The sequence below is a fragment of the Tahibacter sp. genome (assembly GCF_035481375.1).
Taxonomy (GTDB): Bacteria; Pseudomonadota; Gammaproteobacteria; order Xanthomonadales; family Rhodanobacteraceae; genus Tahibacter.
Map to the genome: position 1 here is coordinate 23,920 of NZ_DATIGT010000026.1, position 18,782 is coordinate 42,701.

An 18,782-nucleotide genomic window follows, 5' to 3' on the forward strand; every position below is an offset into this window, starting at 1 on the left:
CCGGGAATGCATTCAGTTCCGCGACGGGGTCGCGAACTGCAGCTCGCGATCGATCGCCGCGCGATCGCCAGGATCGAGCCGAGCAGCGAGCTGCGCCAGAGCATGACGCGCGAGCGGCGCCTGCGAGCCCTCCGGCGCGAGCTGCAGATAGCGAGCGAGCCAGCGATACGACTGCGCTGCATCGTTGTCGAGCGCCCCGTACGGCAGAAAGTAGTCGGCCACGTCGATGGGCACGTCGTCCGCATCGAGCGCATAAGCCAGGCCGAGGGCCAGCGCCGATTCCGCATCGCCGCGCATCGCGCGTTCCCGCAGCAGGGCCCGGCACCCTGCCGCGACCACTCGCGCATGCGCGCGAGCTGAGCCGCGTCGCCGCCGTCACGTAGATCGCAACGACCGGCGCGTCGGCTGGCGGCAGCGGCCGCGCCGCAAACGGTTGCGTGGCCTTGCCGGCGGTGCCCGCCGGCTCGCGCGCTTCGGCCGCATCGCTGCGTGCGACGACGACAGCCGCCGAAACCGTCGGAGCGGGGGCGAACGCGGTGCCGACGACGGCGCGTGCGGCGAACGTGCCGGCGACGAGCGCGACGAATCGCCGATGGCTGTTTTCCTTCAAGGCGCACTTCCCGGTTGCGGCCGCCGCTCGTGCGGCATCGTCCTTCGGGCGGTGCAGACGCTATCCGGCGGCGCCGATGATCAGAACGCGAGAGCCGCCGCTGCGCAATTGGCCCTCGACACCCGGCGGGCGGCGCACGCTAGATTCGGTCGATCCACCACGCGGGAGCAGTTCATGGACGTCATGCGCATAGCGGCATTTTCCGATGGAGAGCAGGGCGGCAATCCGGCCGGCGTCTGGATCGGCGAGGCGCTGCCCGAGGCCGAAACGATGCAGCGCATTGCGTCCGACGTCGGCTTCTCCGAGACGGCATTCGCCGCGCCGATCGACGGCGGCTGGCGCGTGCGCTATTTCGCGCCGCAGACCGAGATTCCGTTCTGCGGGCACGCGACGATCGCGCTCGGTGCGGCACTCGCGCTGCGTCACGGCGACGGCGACTTCGCGCTGACCTTGAACCACGCGTGGATCGGCGTCGCCGGCCGGCGCGACGGTGCGACGATCGCGGCGACGCTGCGCTCGCCGCCGACGCGCAGCGCCGCCGCGGATCCGGCGCTGCTCGAACGCGCGCTCGCGCTGTTCGGCCTCGATCGCGCGGATCTCGATCCGCGTCTGCCGCCGGCGCAAATCCACGGCGGCGCCGATCATCTGCTGCTTGCGCTGCGTTCGCGCGAAACGCTCGCGGCCATGCGCTACAACCTCGATGCCGGCCGCACGCTGATGCGCGAAGCGGGCTGGATCACGATCGCGCTGGTCTGGGCCGAATCGCCGCAGCGCTTCCATGCGCGCAATCCGTTCGCCTCGGGCGGCGTCTACGAGGATCCGGCCACCGGCGCCGCGGCCGCGGCGCTCGGCGGCTATCTGCGCGATGCCGGCTGGCCGCATGGCGGCGCCGTCTCGATCGTGCAGGGCGAGGACATGGGCATGCGCTCGCTGCTTCGCATCGCGATCGGCACGACGCCGGGCGAGCCGGTCGACGTCTCCGGCACGGCGCGACGGATGGACTGACGCGACGGCGCAGCCTGCCCGGCCGGCGGTCTCATCCGGTACAGTTCCACAACACTGCCGTTGCGGCACAGGGGGAACTGGCATGATCAACGCCGTCGTCGATCTTTCGCACCACAACGCGAGCGTGGATTTCTCCGCGCTCGCCGCCGCCGGCGTGGCCGGCGTGATCCACAAGGCCACGCAGGGCGCCGGCTACGTCGATCCGACCTATGCGCAGCGGCAGGCGCAGGCTCGCGCGGCGGGACTGCGCTGGGGCGCCTATCACTTCGGCGACGGCAGCGATGCGACGGTCCAGGCGCAGCATTTCCTCGCGACTGCGAACGCTGCGCCGGGGGACCTGCTCGCGCTCGACATCGAGCAGAACACGCAGGGCGCTTCGATGACGCTGGCCCAGGCCGAAGCCTTCGTGCAGGCCGTGCATCAGCAGACCGGACGCTGGCCCGGCGTCTACGGCGGCAGTTATCTCAAGCAATTGCTCGGCAGCGCGACGACGTCGGTGCTCGGCAACTGCTGGCTGTGGATCTCCGAGTACGCGAACCAGCCGGCGATTGCAGCGCTGTGGCCGAGCTGGACGCTGTGGCAGTACACCGACGGCAGCGTCGGCCCGAATCCGCACAGCGTGCCCGGCGTCGGCAACTGCGATCGCGACATGTTCAACGGCGACCTCGCGACGCTGCAGCGCTGGTGGGCCGGCGGCTGAGCCCGGCAGCGCAACGTCCGGCGGTTGCCGGCGGGGTATCCGTTTGGAAAAGTGCGCGCACTGCTTGACAGTCAAATGCGAATCATTATCATCTGGCCACCACCCGGTAATCGGAGCCAGCCATGTCGGTCGTGACGTCCACTCTTGCGCTTCAGGCCACCCGCACTTCGTCCGCGACACGGCCGGCGGCGACGCCCGCGCCGGCACAGCGCCGCGTCGATTCGCGCCTGCTGCTGCGCGAATCGCGCGAACTCGTGATCGAACATCTCGGCCAGGAATACCGTCTGCGCCGCACGCGCAACGACAAGTTGATCCTGACCAAGTAATTCGTCCTGCGGCACGCGGCGTTCGCGCCGCGTGCGTCCCTGTCCACGTCAGAGCAGCCAGCCTCGGGCCGACCGCCATCCCGGCCTCCCTGCCAGCCAGCTCCGCGCCCGGTGCCGCCTCGTCATTGCCGGCGCCGGATCTCTCTCGAGGCTCGCATGTACAAGCTGCCTTTCCGGCGCGCCGCCGGCGAGACGCGTGCGGCTGAACGCTGCAACGACGCCGCCGCTTCCGGTGCGACCCTGCTGCAGGCCATAGCGCTGCCGGCCACTGCGCCGCTCGCGGCGCTCGCGCGTCGCTGGCATTGCCTCGGACCGGTGCTCTGGCTCTGGCGCGCCGCGTCGGGGCACGCCGCCGATCTCGGCGCGATCGCCGGCTGGAACTGCATCCACCGCATCGAACCCGACGGCATCTGCGAAGCGCTGCGCTTCTATCGCGACGACGGCCGCGAAGTCGCGCGTCTGTATCTGCTGCCCGACAGCGACTATCTCGCGTGGGAGCAATTGCTGCATTGTGTACCCTGCGGCACCGCCGAGCCGCCGCGCGGACTGCATCAGCGCCTGCGCGATGCGGCCTGGTCGCGCGCCGGTCATCCGTGGCAGGGCGCCGTCGTGCGCTTCTGTCCCGGCCTCGATGCGGGGCGTCCGTGGCTGCTGGCCGAGGCGATCGCCGAGATTTCCGCGACCGGGCGCCGGCGCGCTGTGGACATCTGCGCGGGGCTGGATGCGGCGTTGCTGCGGTAGGGCGCAATAGCGAGGCGCATTGCGCCATCTCCGCGACGCGACGCCATCTGACACACGGCGCAATGCCCTTCGGTTACTGCGCCCTGCGGTTGCGGGGCGCAGCGACTGCGTCGCGCTGTCCCTTCTCAGCTTTCGTCGTCGTCGCGCGGCGGCAGCGGCGGCGGTGCGGGCGGCGCCGGCGGTACGGGTGCCGCGGCGGCGACCGGTGCGACCGGGGCCGGCGGCGCCGGAGCGGTCGGCGGAGCGGGAGGCGCCGGCGGTGTCGGAGGCAGCGGGAACATGGTCTTGTACTGCGGCACCTTGGTGTTGATCGTCAGCGCCTTCTTCTGACGCAGCACGTCGAGCTTGATGTCGCTGCCGGCATCGGCGTCGCGCAGGCGGCGCATCACGTCCGACGGCGAGTCGACCTTCGTGCCGCCCACGCTCGTGAGCACGTCGCCGCCCTTGAGTTCGGGAATGTTGCGCGGATCGGCCGACAGCACGAGCACGCCGTCGGACGTGCCGAAATACCCGGCGAGATCCGGATTCAGCGGCGCGAGGTTCATGCCCCACCACGGCATCAGGTTGATGCGCAGATCGCGCAGCTGCTGCAGGTTGCCGGCATCGCGCACGTGGCGGTCGATATCCACCTGCGCGTGCCTCACGCTGCGCTCGACTTCACGTCGGATGCGTTCCGGGTCCATGCTGCGTTCGACTTCGCGACGGATGCGTTCCGGATCGACGCCGAGATCGGCGAAGTCCGCCTCGCTGCCGATCATGACCTTGGGCCAGTTCAGCGCTTCGCGCCGCGCTGCAGTCACCGTGACGTCGACGTTCTTTCCGTCGCGCGACAGCGCGAGCTTCACCGGCTGGTCGACCTTGAGGTCCTGCAGCTGCCGGCGCGCGTCGTCGAGTTCATTGCGGGCGATCTTCTTGCCGTCGATCGCGAGAATCAGGTCGTCCCGGCGCACGCCGGCCTTGTCGGCCGGACCGCCCGGCGTGACCGCGGCGATCTGCACGCCCTTGTCGGTCGGGCGCATGACCACGCCGATCAATGCGCGATCGCTGTCGCCGAGATAGCGCCAGGCGAACTTGCGCGGCCCGCCTTCGCCGAGGCGCAGCGAAATGTCGCCCATGCGCCGGCCGAGATCGCGCATTTCCTTGCGCAGCTTTTCGAGTTCCTCGCGTGCCGCGGCCTCTTCGGCAGGCGTGGCATAGGGTTTCGCATCGGCATCCGCATGCGCGTCGGCATGCACGACGGCGCGCGCTTTCGCAGCCGGCGTCGCCGCGGCCGCGGGTTCGGCCCGTGCGGCCGGTTCGGCCGCGTGCGCCGTACCGATCAGCGTGATGGCCAAGAGGGGATAAAGCGACTTCATGGAATACCTCACAAATGGGTCCAATTGTCGGGCGCCGCCGCCGATCCGTTCGCGGCGACGCCGTTGCCAGCCAGGCTGTAGGTGGTGCGGACCGCGGCGAGATCGCGCAGCAGCTCCACGCGGTCGCGCCACAGCGCGAGCGTGTCGCTGCCGGCATCGTTGCCGGCGGCCAGTTGCAGATCGACGAGGCCGATCATGTCCTCGATCTCGGTCGCGGCCATGAGGCTGCGCCCGTCGAGCGGGGTTTCGTCGGCCTTGAGCGTGCGCAGCCATTCCTCGATGCGGCCGGACTCGCCGCGCAGCGCGGTGAGTTCGGCCAGTTCGGCGGTTCCGGCGGAGACCGCGGTTTCCGGCGTGATGCCGGCGTTCGAGGCGACGCCGGGCGGCGTCACGGATTGCGTGCGGTTGCCCGGCACGAGCGCGACGGCGACCAGCGCCAGCGCCGCGGCGATACCGACGGCGAGCCACGGCCGCCGCGGCAGGCGGCGATCGCGCGCATCGGCACGACGTGCCGGCGGATGCGCGTCGACGCGGCGCGTGTCGCTGTCGTCGTCCTCGCGCACGAGGCCGTGCGAGCGCAGGCTCGCGGCCAGCGTCGCCCAGCCGTCGGCCGGCGGCGTCGCGGACGGCAGATCGCGCAGTGCGCGCGTCAGCGCGTCGGCGCTCAGGTCGGTTGCGGTTGGACGGTCAGACATGATTTCGACTCCGTAGTGCCGTCCAGGAAGCCGCGCAGGCGGGCAGTGCCGCGGGCGACCTGGGATTTGGAGAAGCTGACGGTCTTTCCGAGCGCGTCGGCGATCTCCGGATGCGAATAGCCCTCGACGTGGTACAGCCACAGCACGCTGCGCGTGAGTGCCGGCAGCCGGGCGAGCGCCTGTTCCAGCACGAGACCGTCGGCGTGCACCCAGGGCGGCGTCGCGTCGGTCTCGATCTCGTCATAGCTCGCGTCGAACTCGATGCGCTTGTCCTTGCGCAGCCGCATCAGCGCCTCGTTCAGTGCGATCTGGCGCAGCCAGCCCCAGAACGGCGAGTCGCCGCGGAACTGATCGAGTCGCTGAAACAGCTTCAGCATGGCGTCGTGCAGGATCTCGCGCGCCGCGTCGGCGTCGTTGAGCAGCCGCAGCGCGAGCGAATAGACCGGCCGCTCGAACAGGCGGTAGATCTGCTCGAACGCGCGCAGCTCGCCGCGCTGGGCGCGCTGCAGCACGTTGTCGGGTACATCGATGGCGAAGTTCGATCGGTCCACGGGCTAACAGATGCGGCTGGCCCGGCAATGGTCGCAGCGTGCGCCGAATTTGCCAGCGCCGGGACCGCCGGACACTCTGTCCGCCGCGGCCGTGCGTCCGCGCGGCGGCCTGTCCGTCGCCTTGTCCGCGGACAGGCGTACAGCTGGGGAATCGCGATAAATATCTTGAAAAACAATAACTAATTGTTTGGCACGGCCATTGCTAAAGTCGGTCCAGGACCCGCCGCACGATGCGGACGCACAGCCTCACGGGAGCACGACCGATGATTCGCGACACCTCTGCCCAGGACCGAGTGATGAGCACCGCCGCGGCGCCGAAGCGGCGCTACTGGAAGCACGCGGCGATCGCCGGCGCCGTGATCGCGCTCGGCGTCTGGCTGCTGCCCGGGATGACCCGCATGCTCGGCGCCGGCGCTTCGTACAGCGTGGAGCGCCTGCGCTTCGCCGACGTGAAGCGCGGCGACCTGACGCGCGACATCTCGGCCCAGGGCCGCGTCGTCGCCGCCGTCAGCCCGACGCTCTATGCGCCGAACGGCGGCATCGTCACGCTCGCGGTCAAGGCCGGCGATCAGGTCGAGAAGGACCAGGTGCTCGCCGAAGTCGTCAGTCCCGAACTCGCCAACCGGCTCCAGCAGGAACAGTCCTCGCTGCAGAGCGCCGAACTCGCCGCCGAGCGCACGAGCATCGACAACCGCAAGCAGCAGCTGATCACGCAGAAGGCGGTCGACCAGGCCGACATCGATCGGCAGACGGCCGCGCGCGAAGTGGAGCGCACGCAGAAGGCATTCACGCTTGGTGCGCTGCCGCAGCTCGACGTCATGCGCGCGAAGGACGCGCTGCAGAAGGCCGAGATCACGCTGGCCCACGCGCGGAAAGACGTCGCGCTCGAACGCGAAAGCCTCGATTTCGAACTCAAGACCGCGCGCCTGACGCGCGACCGCCAGCGCCTGCTCGTCGCCGACCTGCAGCGCCAGGTCGATGAACTCAAGCTGCGCTCGCCGGTCGCGGGCCAGGTCGGCCAGCTGCTCGTGCAGCAGAAGGCGAACGTCGCGGCGAACGCCGGCATCCTGACCGTCGTCGACCTGTCGGCCATGGAAGTCGAAGTGCCGGTGCCGGAAACCTTTGCGCGCGAACTCGCGATGGGCATGCCCGCGCAGATCCAGAACGGCGGCCAGACGCTGACCGGCGAGCTGTCCGCGGTCAGTCCCGAAGTCGTCAACGGCCAGGTCACCGCGCGCATCCGCTTCACCGGCGAGCAGCCCGCGGGTCTGCGCCAGAACCAGCGGCTGTCCACGCGCATCCTCATCGACGAACACCCGAACGTGCTGATGGTCGAGCGCGGTCCGTTCGTCGACTCGGGCGCCGGTCGCGTCGCCTATGTCGTCGGCGCCGACGGCATGGCCGTGCGGCGCACGATCCAGGTCGGCGCGACCAGCCTCAATGCGGTCGAGATCGTCTCGGGCCTCAAGGAAGGCGACCGCCTGATCATTTCCAGTCTCGACGAGTTCAAGGGTGCCGAGCGCATTGCACTTGCGCGCTGACGCCCGCCGCCTGCCGGCGCCCACGGCGCGCCGGCAGGCAATTCCACACACACCACGCAACGCCCCGTTCCTCGCCGCCGCCACCGGGAGTACCCCATGCTGAAGATGAATCACCTCTCCAAGGTCTATCGCACGCACCTGATCGAGACCCACGCGCTGCGCGACTTCTCGATCCACGTGCGCGAAGGCGAGTTCGTCGCGGTCACCGGCCCGTCGGGTTCGGGCAAGACCACGTTCCTCAACATCGCCGGCCTGCTCGAGGAATTCAGCGGCGGCGAGTTCTGGGTGGACGGCGTCGACGTGCGCGGCATGAACGACGACCAGCGCTCGCGCCTGCGCAACGAAAAGATCGGCTTCATCTTCCAGGGCTTCAACCTGATTCCCGACCTGAACCTGTTCGACAACGTCGACGTGCCCCTGCGCTACCGCGGCTTCAACGCCGCCGACCGCAAGCGTCGCATCGAGGAAACGCTGTCGCGCGTCGGCCTCGCCTCGCGCATGAAGCACTATCCGGCGGAATTGTCCGGCGGCCAGCAGCAGCGCGTCGCGATCGCGCGCGCGCTGGCCGGCTCGCCGCGCCTGCTGCTGGCCGACGAACCGACCGGCAACCTCGACTCGCTGATGGCGCGCGGCGTGATGGAGCTGCTCGAGGACATCAACCGCCAGGGCACGACCATCATCATGGTCACGCACGATCCGGAACTCGCCGCGCGCGCGCAGCGCAACGTCCACGTGATCGACGGCCAGGTCACCGACTTCGAGGCCGAGCCGCAGCTGCGCGTTCCGGCGCACGGCAGCGACGCCGCGGTCGCCACGGTCTGAGGAGCGCGCGATGTTCGCCTATTACCTGCAACTGGGTCTGCACAGCCTCAAGCGCAATCCGCTGCTGACCGCGCTCATGGTCTTCGGCATCGCGCTCGGCATCGGCACGAGCATGACCAGCCTGACCGTGTTCTATCTGATGGGCAGCGACCCGATTCCGTGGAAGAGCGACACGCTCCATGCGGTACAGCTCGACAACTGGAGCGCCGAGCAGCCGTACCGCACGCCGAACGAGCCGCCCGACCAGATCACCTATCTCGAAGCCAAGGCGCTGATGGAAGCCGGCAAGGCCGACCTGCAGGCTGCGATGTACAAGGTCGTCTGGCCGCTGCAGCCGGAGAATCCCGAGATCAAGCCGTTCTCGTCGCTGGGCCGCGCGACCTACAAGGACTTCTTCGCGATGTTCGAGCCGCCGTTCAAGTACGGCCAGGCCTGGGACGCCGCGCAGGACAAGGAACACGCGCGCGTCACCGTGCTGTCGAGCGGTCTCAACGAAAAACTGTTCGGCGGCCAGGACAGCACCGGCAAGCGCGTGCGTCTCAACGAGATCGAATACACGATCGTCGGCGTGCTCGACAAATGGCAGCCGCGCGTGAAGTACTACGACCTCACGAACGGCTCGTTCAACGACGCCGAGGAATACTACGTGCCGTTCACGACGGCGATCGAGCTGCAGACGCAGCCCAGCGGCAACAACTCGTGCTGGGCCAACGCGAAACCCGGCTGGGACGGCTACCTCGCGTCGGACTGCGTCTGGATCCAGTTCTGGGTGCAGCTCAATTCGCAGGCGCGCGAGGACGAGTACAAGGCCTTCCTCGACAACTACGTCAACGAACAGAAGAAGCTCGGCCGCTTCCCGCGTCCGCTCAACAACCGCCTGCCCGACGTCAACGAGTGGATCGAGGCGCAGGGCGTGGTGTCGCGCGATGCGCAGATCCAGGTCGGCCTGTCGTTCGCGTTCCTGATCGTCTGCCTCGTCAACACGATCGGCCTGCTGCTCGCGAAATTCATGCGCAAGTCGAGCGAGATCGGCCTGCGCCGCGCGCTCGGCGCGACGCGCGGCCAGCTGTTCACGCAGCACCTCGTCGAAGCCGGCGTGATCGGCGTCAGCGGCGGCCTGATCGGCCTGCTGCTGACCTGGCTCGGACTCATGGCGGTGCGCTCGCTATATGCCGATCTCAACAACGTCGCGCGCATGGACTGGTTCATGGTACTGACGGCCATCGCGCTGTCGATCGTCGCGGCGGTGCTGGCCGGGCTATTCCCGACGTGGCGCGCCTGCCAGATCACGCCGGCCGTGCAGCTGAAGACGCAATAACGCCACTACGCTACAGGTGAAATCATGGAATTTCGTCCTATTCTCTCCGCGCTGATGCGCAGCAAGGTGGCCCTGGTGCTGATCGGCCTGCAGATCGCACTGACGCTCGCGATCGTCTGCAACGCGCTGTTCATCATCTCGCAGCGCCTGCAGCTGATGAGCCGCGACAGCGGCATCAACGAAGCCGACACGTTCACGATCGGCAGCCTCGGCTTCGGCAGCGCATTCAACGTCAAGACGACGATCGAGGAAGACATGGCCATGCTGCGCGGCCTGCCCGGCGTCGTCGACGCGACGCCGACGAATACCGTGCCGCTGTCCAACGGCGGCTGGTCGACCGGCATCAGCCTCAAGCCCGAGCAGAAGATCTCGACCGCGCCGTCGGCGATCTACTTCGTCGACGAGCATGGCCTCAACACCTTCGGCGCCAAGCTCGCCGAAGGCCGCTTCTTCACCGCCGACGAGATCACGTTCCGCGAACGCGGCGACAACACCTGGCCGCCGGTCATGGTCGTCACGCGTGCGCTCGCCAACAAGCTGTTCCCCGGCGAGTCGGCGCTCGGCAAGCAGGCCTATCTCGACAACGAAGCCGCGCCGCAGACGATCATCGGCGTCGTCGAGCGCACGCAGGTGCCGTGGATCGGTTTCGCGTCCGACGAAGGCCCCGACGCGGAGTTCTATTCCACGTTCGTGCCGCAGCGCATCGCGTTCAGCAACTTCGGCCGCTATCTCGTGCGCACCGAGCCGGGGCGCCGCGACGAAGTCATGAAGGCGGCCGAAGCGAAGATGGCGGAGACGAACCACAGCCGCATCGTGCGCGAGCCGCGTTCGGTCGAGCGCATCCGCGCCGAGGGCTACCAGGAACACCGCGCGATGACCATCATCCTGGTCGGCGTCATCATCGCGCTGCTCGCGGTCACCGCACTCGGCATCGTCGGCATGGCGAGCTTCTGGGTCACGCAGCGCACCAAGCAGATCGGTACGCGACGGGCGCTCGGCGCGACGCGCGGTTCGATCCTGCGCTACTTCATGACCGAGAACTTCGTGATCACCTCGCTCGGCCTCGCGCTCGGCATCCTGCTGACCTACGGCCTGAACTACTGGCTGATGACGAACTACGAGGCCCAGCGTCTTCCGCTGGTCTACCTCGCCGGCGGCATCGCCGTGCTGCTGCTGCTCGGCCAGGCCGCGGTGTTCGGCCCGGCGACGCGCGCGTCGCGCGTGCCGCCGGCGGTGGCTACGCGCAGCGTGTGAACGCAGTACAGAAGCGGGGAGGAGTGAGAAACGAGTAACCGCCGCGGGCTTTCGCTCGTTTCTCGCTCCTCTTCACTCTCAACTTTCTTGCTGTATCGTGCGCAACCAACCCGCGTCGGGCTGCATCCAAGCAGCCCATGCGCGACCTGAAATTCTCCAGCCCGAAAGAGCCCATGCGCACCGTCCTGGTCATCGACGACAATCCTGCCGTGACCACGGCGCTCGAAGTCCTGCTGTCGCTCAACGAAATCCGCAGCGTTTCGGCCGCATCGCCCGACGAAGGGCTCGCGCTGCTCGAGCGAGAGGCCGTCGACCTCGTCATCGCGGACATGAATTTCCACCTCGACACGACCTCGGGCGAAGAGGGCATCGCGCTGTTCCGCGCGATCCGCTCGCGATATCCGGATCTGCCGGTCATCCTGCTGACCGGCTGGACGCGGCTCGAAACCGCGGTCGAACTCGTGAAAGCCGGCGCGGCCGATTATCTGGCCAAGCCCTGGGACGACCAGAAGCTGCTCGCGACCGTCGAGAACCTGCTCGAACTCGCCGAATCGACGCGCGAGGTCACGCGCCTCAAGCGTGCGCGCAGCAAGAGCCAGGAAGCGCTGCGCGCGCGCTTCGACCTGCGCCAGGTCGTGTTCGCCGACTCGGCGACCGAGCGCGTGATCGAGCTGGCCTGCCAGGTCGCGCGCGCCGACCTGCCCGTGCTCATCACTGGGCCGAACGGCGCGGGCAAGGAGCGCATCGCCGAAATCGTGCATGCGAATTCGGCTGTGAAGCAGGGCCCGTTCATCGCCGTGAACTGCGGCGCGCTGCCGAACGAACTCATCGAGGCCGAGCTGTTCGGCGCCGATGCCGGCGCCTATACCGGCGCTTCGAAGGCACGCGAAGGCCGCTTCGAACTCGCCGACGGCGGCACGCTGTTCCTCGACGAGATCGGCAACCTGCCGCTGTCGGGGCAGATCAAGTTGCTGCGCGTGCTCGAGACCGGCCAGTTCGAACGCCTGGGCTCGGGCAAGACGCGCACGGTCAAGGTGCGCGTGCTCAGTGCGACCAACGCCGACCTGCCGGCGATGATCCGCGAAGGCCGCTTCCGCGAAGACCTGTTCTATCGCCTCAACGTCATCGAACTCGCGCTGCCTCCGCTGCGCGACCGGCCCGACGACATCCTGCCGCTCGCGCAGCATTTTCTCGGCGACGACGCGCGGCTCAGCGACGAGAGTCGCGCCGCGCTGCTCGCGCACGGCTGGCCCGGCAACGTGCGCGAACTCAAGAACTCGATCCAGCGCGCGCGCGTGCTCTGCCGCGACGGCATCGTGCAGCCGGCCGACCTCGGCCTCGCCGCCGCCGTGCGCGCGCCCGTGCGCGGCGCCGACGAACCCGACCGCGCCGCGATCGAAGCGGCGCTCGCGCGCGCGCGCGGCGTCATCAGCCAGGCCGCGGCCGAACTCGGCCTGTCGCGCCAGGCGCTGTATCGCCGGCTCGAGAAACTCGGCATCGCGCTGCCGGCATAAAGCGGAAAACGCCGGAAAAGGGCGGGCTGCGGCAAGCGCGGCGCACCGCCACATCGCGGTCGCCACGCCGCAAAAGTCCCATCGAAAGCCCGTCGACACACGGGCGCGCCGCCGTTATTCCGCCGATCGCTTGCGATCCCCCTGCGTCGACGCGTCGCGATCCCGGTGTTGCGGTTCGCCGCGCTCACCAGCAACCTACGCGGCCATCGCGCGTCGTGCGCACTAGGATCCGGATGCGCTCTTTCTCTCTCCAGGGCAAGCTGACCTTTGCGCTGGCTGCGGTCGCTTTCGCGGCTGCGGCGCTCGCCGTCGCGCTGCAGCAGTGGCTGGACACGCCGTGGCTCAGCCTTGTGTCGGTCGCGCTGATCTTCGCCTTCGCGCTGCCGCTGCTCGCGCGGGCGCTGACCGCGCGCACCGCCGCGCTGTTCCGCGCGCTGGCCGGCAGCGTCACGAGCTTCAAGGACGGCGACTTCAGCTTCTCGATCGCGACCGACCAGGACGACGAGCTGGCCGAACTCGTACAGGCGCACAACGAACTCGGACGCGTGCTGCGCGACGAACGCCAGGGGTTGTTCCAGCGCGAGCTGCTGCTCGACACGGTCGTGCAGAACACGCCGACCGCAATCGTGCTGACCGAACCCAACGGCCATGTGGTCTACGCCAACGTTGCCGCGCGCCAGCTGCTCAACGGCGGCCGCGTGCTGCAGGGACTGTCGTTCGCGACGGTCGTGGCCGAGTCGCCGCCGGCGTTCGCCCAGGCGGTCGCCGACGGCGGCGACGCGCTGTTCACGGTCTCGCTCGACGGCGAGGACGAGACCTTCCACTTCTCCGAGCGCAGCTTCAAGCTGCAGGGGCGGCTGCACCGGCTGTACCTGATCAAGCGCATGACCCGCGAGCTCAGTCGCCAGGAAGTGGCGACCTGGAAAAAGGTCATTCGCGTGATCAGTCACGAATTGAACAATTCCCTCGCGCCGATCACGTCGCTGGCCCACTCCGGCCGCGTGCTGTCGGGCAAAGGCGACGTGCAGCGGCTCGGCGCCGTGTTCGACACGATCGAGGACCGCGCGCGCCACCTGCACGGCTTCATCCACGGCTATGCCGAGTTCGCGAAGCTGCCGCAGCCGCGCATGGACGAGGTGTCCTGGCGCGGTCTGCTGGACGCGATCGCGCGGCAGTTTCCGGGCATCGAGGTCGCGCCCGCGCCGGAACAGCCGGGGTGGTTCGACCGCGCGCAGATCGAGCAGGTGCTCATCAATCTCGTGAAGAATGCGCACGAGGCCGGCGGTGCGGTCGAGGCGATCGAGGTCGCGGTCACCCAGCGCGGCGGCGAGACGCGCATCGAAGTCGCCGACCGCGGCACCGGCATGAGCGAGGCCGTGCTGGCCAATGCGCTGCTGCCGTTCTATTCGACCAAGCGCTCCGGGTCGGGACTCGGCCTCGCGCTCGCGCGCGAGATCGCCGAGGCGCATGGCGGCCGCATCGTCCTGGCCAATCGCGAGGGCGGCGGCTTGAGCGTGACGCTGGTCCTGCCGCGCTGACGTTCGCTCGCGGCGCGCCGCGGCGTTGACTGCGGGCCTGCCCGACGCCGCGGTCCGGCGCCGGGCAGAGTCCTTGCCGGTCGCGCGACCGCTCCGGGACGGGGCGCGACCGCGCCGCGACCCCGGCACCTGTTGCTATGATCCGGCCGACGGAGGAAGCCGTTCGCCATGCCCCAGACGCCGGTGAAGATCCCTGGATATGAATTCCTGCGCCAGCTCGGCGCGGGAGGCATGTCCACGGTCTGGCTGGCGATGCAGGAGTCGCTGCAGCGCAAGATCGCGATCAAGCTGATGCGCCGCACGCACGACACCGCGTCCGACGATGCGCGCCAGTTCGAGAAGCGCTTCCTGCTCGAAGGCCGCACGATGGCGAAGCTGCCGCATCGCAATATCGTCGCGGTCTACGACATCGTGTCGACCGAGGACGTCGCCTACATCGCGATGGAATTCCTCGAAGGCGGCACGCTGTCGGAACGCATGCAGGCCGGGCTGTCGCTGGCCGAGGCGATCAGCGTCGTCGTGCAGATCGCGGGCGCGCTCGATTTCGCGCACAGCCAGGGCATCATCCATCGCGACCTCAAGCCCGCGAACATCATGTTCCGCGACGCGGCGACGCCGGTGCTCACCGACTTCGGCATCGCACGGCAGCAGGACCAGGCGGCGACGCGCCTGACCCAGACCGGCATGCTCGTCGGTACGCCGAACTACATGAGTCCCGAGCAGATCAGCGGCAGCGACATCGACGGCCGCTCGGATCTCTACAGCCTCGGCATCATGTTCTACGAACTGCTGTCCGGGCGTACGCCGTTCACCGGCGACACGCCGATCGCGGTGATGATGGCGCACCTGACGCAGGCGCCGCCGCCGCTCGACGCGGAGTTCGCGCACTTCCAGCCGGTGCTCGACCGGATGCTCGCGAAGAACCGCGACGAGCGCTTCGCGACGCTGCACGACTTCGTCACCGCGCTGAAGCAGCGCGTCGTGCAGAGCGACACCTTGCTCATGCGGCTGCAGCTCACGCCGGGCATGACCTCGTCCGAACAGCTGCGCCAGCTCGGCTTCACCGCGAGCGACCCGTCCGGCAGCGGCCTGCGCAGCGCGAGCGGCGTGTCGACGCCGCTGCCGCGTCCGCAGGACGTTGCGGCACGCAAGACCGGCGGCGCATCGTCGCCGGCCCGGCCGCCGCCGGCAGCGGCGCCCGCACGGCGGCCGGCCGCAGCCACGGTGCCGCCACCGTCGCGCCCGCCGCCGCGGCGGCCGGTGCTGTGGCCCTGGATCACGGCGGCGGCGGTCCTGCTCGTCGCCGTCGTCGGTTTCGGCCTCTGGCGCTGGCAGGGTGGTTCGGGCATGTCGGCCGAGGAACAGGCACTCGTCGGCTACTGGATCAAGGATGCCGAGCGCATGGCCGGCGACAGCAAGTTCGTCTCGCCGCCGGGCGACAACGCCTACGAAGTGCTGCAGAAAGTGCTGCAGAAGGATCCGGACAACGACGCCGCGCAGGCGCTGCTCGACCGCATCGCGCAGTCGCTGCGCGCCGAGGCCGAGGCAGCGCTGGCCAGGAACGATTTCCCGCTCGCGCGCGACCGTGCCGACCAGGCGCTGTTCGTGCGCAAGGACGACGCCGGACTCGCGGCGCTCAAGCAGCGCATCGACGCGGCCGTCGGCGCCGAAGAACGCAGAAAGCAGATCGAACAACTGCTGGCCGGCGCCGCCGCCGCAGACAAGGCCGGCAAGCCGTTCGGACCTGACGGCAGCTATGCGCTGCTGGTCAAGGCGCGCGACCTCGCGCCCGAGGACGCCGGCGTCAAGCAGCGCATGGACGCGTTCATCGCGGCCCAGCTCGCGCCGGCGCGCGAAGCGCTCGCCGCGGGCAACAGCGATCGTGCGAGTCTGCTGCTGATCGGCCTGCGGCCCGAACTCGGCAAGGAAGCGCCGTTCGTCGCGCTGACCGAGTCAGCCGGTCAGGCGCAGCGTGCCGCGGGGCTCGAAAAGCAGATCGTCGATCTGCTCGCGCGCGGCGAAGGCGAACTCAAGGCCGGCCGTCTTGCCGAACCGAGCGCCGCGAACGCGCTCGCGACGCTGGGCCAGCTGCGCGAACTCGCCGCCGCCGACAAGCGCGTGCAGACCTTCGCCGGACAGCTCGCCGCGGCGCTCGTCGCCGAGGCACGCCAGTCCTCCGCGGCCGCGCCGCAGCGTGCGCTCGAGCGTGCCGAGCTCGCGCTGCGCGCCGATCCGTCGCGCGCCGACGCGACCGCGCTCAAGAACGAGATCGAACAGCGCCTCGGACAGCGCCTGGCCGACATCGGCCGCGCGCTGTCGCAGGCCAAGCAGGCGATCGCCGAGCAGCGCTACCTCGCGCCGCCGGGCAACAACGCGCGTGAAGCGCTCGACAACGTGCTCAAGCTCGACGCGCAGAATGCCGAGGCGCGCCAGTTGCTCGCCGAACTGCCGCGCCGCGTCGCCGAAGGCATCGAGGCGCGCGCGACGGCGAAGCAGACCGCGCTCGCGCTCGAGCTCGCGCGCAGCGGCACGGCGGCGTTCCCGAATGACGGGGCGCTCAAGACGCTGCTCGCGCGCGTCGAGACGCAGGCCCAGGGCGAGCAGCGCGACGCCGAGGCGAAGGCCGCGCGCGAGCGTGTCGCCAACGCGATCGGCGCGACGCCGGTGCGTGTGGACTCGCTGAATACGGCGGCGGCGTCGCTGACCGCGCTGCTCGCGGCCGACCCGCGCGACGCCGATGCGCTCGCGCTGCGCGCGCGGCTCGCCGAAACCACGGCCGCGGCGCAGCGCGCCGCCGCGAACCTCACCGATTTCGATGCCTTTGCCGGATTCCTGCGCGCGAACGGCAGGCTGCTCGCTGACGAACCGGCCGCCGCGGCGCTGCTGCGCGACGCGCCGGCGCTGCGTCAGAAACTCGAACAGGTCGAGCAGGACCGGCTCGCCGCACTGCAGGGCGAACTCGTGCTCAACGCGCAGCCCTGGGCGCAGGTCGAATCCGTCGTCGACGGCAACCGCAAGACGGTCGCGCTGCCGAACGAGCCGAGCACGCCGTTCGCGCTGAAGCTGCCGGCCGGCAACTACGTCATCACGTTCCGCCATCCGCAGGCGAGCAAGCCGGTCACGGTCATTGCCAAGGTCGAGGCGCAGCGACGCGCCGTGGCCAATGCCGCATTCCCCACCATCTCGGCAGAGGACTATTTCTCGCGTGCGGGCTGGTAAAGGAATCTGCGCCCTGACCGTGGCGCTCATCGCGGCCGTACCGGTCGCGGCCGACTACAAGGACAGTTACAGCCGCGGACTGGAAGCGGCGAAGGACGGCGACTGGGCGGCGGTGCGACAGCGCATGCAGGAGGCTGTCCAGGACAACCCGACGGCCGCGCCGCGCGTGCGCCTGTACGGGCAGCGCTGGGAACCGTATGTGCCGCAGTTCTATCTGGGGCTCGCCGCGTTCAAGCAGGGCGACTGCGCGACCGCGCTCGCGCAATGGCGCTCGTCGCAGAACACGGCGGTCATCGGCAGCGTGCCGAACCTCAAGGCCGAACAGGATCGCAGCGCCGCGAGCTGCGACACGCGCGTCGCGCAGCAGCCCAAGCCCGAACCGCCGAAGACCGACCCGAAGAGCGGCCAGACCACCGCGCCCGACGGCGGCGACACGCCGAAACCGACGCCGCCGAAGCCGGAGCCGCCGAAGCCGGAGCCTCCCAAAACCGAACCGAAGCCCGAGCCGCCGAAGCCGCCGCCGAAACCGCCCGAGACGCCGATCGCGCAACGCGTCCCGGGGCCGCTGCTCGATGCGTTCCGCAACTATCTCGGCGGGCGCTATGCCGACGTCGCGCGGATCAATCCGGACAGCTATACCGATGCGCGCTCCCGCGCGCAGGCCTACCTGATCCGCGCCGCAGCGCGGCAGATCCAGGCCGAGCTCGACAACTCGCCGGCCGGACTCGACGCGGCGCGTGCGGACATTCGCGCCGTGCGCGCGGCGAGTCCGAATCTCGTGCCCGATCCGGCGCTGTTCTCGCCGCGTTTTCGCAGTCTGTACAACGCGACGCGCTGAATGCGCCGGCCGGCACGCCCGGATTGACGCCCGCGTTACGGCGCGTCGGCGAAGATGCACGGCCATACGTGTTCGCTTGCGCCGAACCGCGACGTTGCGTTGCGACGCACCGGCGACTGCGCTAGCGTGACGAAGCCCGGGGGGGATGCCGGCGAAAATCCGTGATGGGAGGCACTATGCGCGCGTGGATACTGGCGGCCTTCGCGGTCGCTTGCGGATGGTTCGGCGGTGCGGCGATCGCGGGCAATCCCGCGCCTTCATTCACCGATCGGCTCGAGGGCGACGCGCCCGGCACGGTGCAGGTCGGCACTCGCATCAACCTGGGCTGGGCGGCGACCGCCCAGGCCTGCACCTATGCCGGCAGCACGTTCCCGGCTGGCGTGCGCTTCGACGAGTGGCCGGCCGATTCGAACGGCTCGACGCCGCCCCTGGCCTGCAACAGCTTCTCGAGCTGCGCGACGCCGCACGGCGCGTCGCTGTTCCTGCCGACGCCCGGCAACTACCATTTCGTCGTCACCTGCGTCAGCACCGGCGGACCGTCGGTCGCCTCGACGATCGACGTGATTGCGGTCGAAGCGCCGACGGCCGAGCGCATCGCGCTGAGCCTGTCGGCGAGCACGCCGGGACCGGTGCGGCCGACGGCCACCTACGACTACACCATGCTGCTCAACAACAACGGCGGGTTCCGCATGAACGCGCCGGCGACGACGCTGACCCTGCCGTCCGAGGTCAGTTTCGTCAGCAGTACCTGCGCG

General features: G+C 69.5%; 17 protein-coding genes. 13 read left to right on the plus strand and 4 right to left on the minus strand.

Features of this window, described 5'->3' with window-relative positions:
* Positions 1 to 12 precede the first annotated feature (12 nt).
* Positions 13 to 297, minus strand: a complete 285-nt coding sequence (locus VLF18_RS01675) for a hypothetical protein (protein WP_325277878.1) — start codon at positions 295 to 297, stop codon at positions 13 to 15.
* A 487-nt stretch (positions 298 to 784) separates the two neighbouring features.
* Between VLF18_RS01675 and VLF18_RS01680 the strand changes: the two genes are divergently transcribed.
* The 4 genes from VLF18_RS01680 (at position 785) to VLF18_RS01695 (ending at position 3,382) form a co-directional block, all read left to right on the plus strand.
* A complete protein-coding gene (locus VLF18_RS01680) occupies positions 785 to 1,615 on the plus strand; it encodes a PhzF family phenazine biosynthesis protein (RefSeq protein WP_325277879.1) in 831 nt (276 codons plus the stop codon).
* Positions 1,616 to 1,697: 82 nt separating this feature from the next.
* A complete protein-coding gene (locus VLF18_RS01685; RefSeq protein ID WP_325277880.1) occupies positions 1,698 to 2,315 on the plus strand; it encodes a glycoside hydrolase family 25 protein in 618 nt (205 codons plus the stop codon).
* Between the two features lie 122 nt (positions 2,316 to 2,437).
* The gene (gene hemP / locus VLF18_RS01690) at positions 2,438 to 2,641 is read left to right on the plus strand and encodes a hemin uptake protein HemP (RefSeq protein ID WP_325277881.1); all 204 of its coding nucleotides are present in this window, start codon (positions 2,438 to 2,440) and stop codon (positions 2,639 to 2,641) included.
* A 156-nt stretch (positions 2,642 to 2,797) separates the two neighbouring features.
* Complete coding sequence (locus VLF18_RS01695) at positions 2,798 to 3,382, plus strand: hypothetical protein (protein WP_325277882.1); 585 nt, start codon at positions 2,798 to 2,800, stop codon at positions 3,380 to 3,382.
* 125 nt (positions 3,383 to 3,507) lie between these two features.
* Here VLF18_RS01695 and VLF18_RS01700 read toward each other — a convergent pair whose 3' ends face one another.
* The 3 genes from VLF18_RS01700 to VLF18_RS01710 are packed head-to-tail and all read right to left on the minus strand — an operon-like array spanning position 3,508 to position 5,983.
* On the minus strand, positions 3,508 to 4,737 hold the full coding sequence (locus VLF18_RS01700; protein ID WP_325277883.1) for a PDZ domain-containing protein: 1,230 nt from the start codon (positions 4,735 to 4,737) through the stop codon (positions 3,508 to 3,510).
* 8 nt (positions 4,738 to 4,745) lie between these two features.
* Positions 4,746 to 5,432, minus strand: a complete 687-nt coding sequence (locus VLF18_RS01705) for a hypothetical protein (protein ID WP_325277884.1) — start codon at positions 5,430 to 5,432, stop codon at positions 4,746 to 4,748.
* Positions 5,402 to 5,983, minus strand: a complete 582-nt coding sequence (locus VLF18_RS01710; protein ID WP_325277885.1) for a sigma-70 family RNA polymerase sigma factor — start codon at positions 5,981 to 5,983, stop codon at positions 5,402 to 5,404. Before VLF18_RS01710 ends, VLF18_RS01705 begins: the two co-directional genes overlap by 31 nt.
* A gap of 263 nt (positions 5,984 to 6,246) precedes the next feature.
* On the opposite strand from VLF18_RS01710, the gene VLF18_RS01715 reads away from it, so the two are divergent.
* The 9 genes from VLF18_RS01715 to VLF18_RS01755 all read left to right on the plus strand — a co-directional run.
* Complete coding sequence (locus VLF18_RS01715) at positions 6,247 to 7,524, plus strand: efflux RND transporter periplasmic adaptor subunit (RefSeq protein ID WP_325277886.1); 1,278 nt, start codon at positions 6,247 to 6,249, stop codon at positions 7,522 to 7,524.
* A gap of 96 nt (positions 7,525 to 7,620) precedes the next feature.
* On the plus strand, positions 7,621 to 8,346 hold the full coding sequence (locus VLF18_RS01720) for an ABC transporter ATP-binding protein (RefSeq protein WP_325277887.1): 726 nt from the start codon (positions 7,621 to 7,623) through the stop codon (positions 8,344 to 8,346).
* 10 nt (positions 8,347 to 8,356) lie between these two features.
* Positions 8,357 to 9,664 carry an ABC transporter permease gene (locus VLF18_RS01725; RefSeq protein WP_325277888.1) on the plus strand — a complete coding sequence of 436 codons (1,308 nt, stop codon included), beginning with the start codon at positions 8,357 to 8,359 and terminating at the stop codon, positions 9,662 to 9,664.
* 24 nt (positions 9,665 to 9,688) lie between these two features.
* Positions 9,689 to 10,918, plus strand: coding sequence for an ABC transporter permease (locus tag VLF18_RS01730; RefSeq protein ID WP_325277889.1), 1,230 nt, complete (start codon positions 9,689 to 9,691; stop codon positions 10,916 to 10,918).
* A 173-nt stretch (positions 10,919 to 11,091) separates the two neighbouring features.
* Positions 11,092 to 12,432, plus strand: a complete 1,341-nt coding sequence (locus VLF18_RS01735; RefSeq protein ID WP_325277890.1) for a sigma-54 dependent transcriptional regulator — start codon at positions 11,092 to 11,094, stop codon at positions 12,430 to 12,432.
* Between the two features lie 233 nt (positions 12,433 to 12,665).
* A complete protein-coding gene (locus tag VLF18_RS01740; protein WP_325277891.1) occupies positions 12,666 to 13,970 on the plus strand; it encodes a sensor histidine kinase in 1,305 nt (434 codons plus the stop codon).
* 168 nt (positions 13,971 to 14,138) lie between these two features.
* Positions 14,139 to 17,189, plus strand: coding sequence for a serine/threonine protein kinase (locus tag VLF18_RS01745; RefSeq protein WP_325277892.1), 3,051 nt, complete (start codon positions 14,139 to 14,141; stop codon positions 17,187 to 17,189).
* A gap of 19 nt (positions 17,190 to 17,208) precedes the next feature.
* Positions 17,209 to 18,027: a hypothetical protein gene (locus tag VLF18_RS01750; protein WP_325277893.1), complete on the plus strand. Its 819-nt coding sequence runs from the start codon at positions 17,209 to 17,211 to the stop codon at positions 18,025 to 18,027.
* Between the two features lie 176 nt (positions 18,028 to 18,203).
* Positions 18,204 to 18,782 (plus strand): hypothetical protein (locus VLF18_RS01755; RefSeq protein ID WP_325277894.1); only part of this gene is annotated, 579 nt, incomplete at its 3' end.

Excerpts from the sequence above, each read along its gene's own strand:
- VLF18_RS01675 (WP_325277878.1), bottom strand. The coding sequence starts at position 297 with ATGCGCGGCGATGCGGAATCGGCGCTGGCCCTCGGCCTGGCTTATGCG.
- VLF18_RS01680 (WP_325277879.1), top strand. The coding sequence starts at position 785 with ATGGACGTCATGCGCATAGCGGCATTTTCCGATGGAGAGCAGGGCGGC.
- VLF18_RS01685 (WP_325277880.1), top strand. The coding sequence starts at position 1,698 with ATGATCAACGCCGTCGTCGATCTTTCGCACCACAACGCGAGCGTGGAT.
- hemP (WP_325277881.1), top strand. The coding sequence starts at position 2,438 with ATGTCGGTCGTGACGTCCACTCTTGCGCTTCAGGCCACCCGCACTTCG.
- VLF18_RS01695 (WP_325277882.1), top strand. The coding sequence starts at position 2,798 with ATGTACAAGCTGCCTTTCCGGCGCGCCGCCGGCGAGACGCGTGCGGCT.
- VLF18_RS01700 (WP_325277883.1), bottom strand. The coding sequence starts at position 4,737 with ATGAAGTCGCTTTATCCCCTCTTGGCCATCACGCTGATCGGTACGGCG.
- VLF18_RS01705 (WP_325277884.1), bottom strand. The coding sequence starts at position 5,432 with ATGTCTGACCGTCCAACCGCAACCGACCTGAGCGCCGACGCGCTGACG.
- VLF18_RS01715 (WP_325277886.1), top strand. The coding sequence starts at position 6,247 with ATGATTCGCGACACCTCTGCCCAGGACCGAGTGATGAGCACCGCCGCG.
- VLF18_RS01720 (WP_325277887.1), top strand. The coding sequence starts at position 7,621 with ATGCTGAAGATGAATCACCTCTCCAAGGTCTATCGCACGCACCTGATC.
- VLF18_RS01725 (WP_325277888.1), top strand. The coding sequence starts at position 8,357 with ATGTTCGCCTATTACCTGCAACTGGGTCTGCACAGCCTCAAGCGCAAT.
- VLF18_RS01730 (WP_325277889.1), top strand. The coding sequence starts at position 9,689 with ATGGAATTTCGTCCTATTCTCTCCGCGCTGATGCGCAGCAAGGTGGCC.
- VLF18_RS01735 (WP_325277890.1), top strand. The coding sequence starts at position 11,092 with ATGCGCACCGTCCTGGTCATCGACGACAATCCTGCCGTGACCACGGCG.
- VLF18_RS01740 (WP_325277891.1), top strand. The coding sequence starts at position 12,666 with ATGCGCTCTTTCTCTCTCCAGGGCAAGCTGACCTTTGCGCTGGCTGCG.
- VLF18_RS01745 (WP_325277892.1), top strand. The coding sequence starts at position 14,139 with ATGCCCCAGACGCCGGTGAAGATCCCTGGATATGAATTCCTGCGCCAG.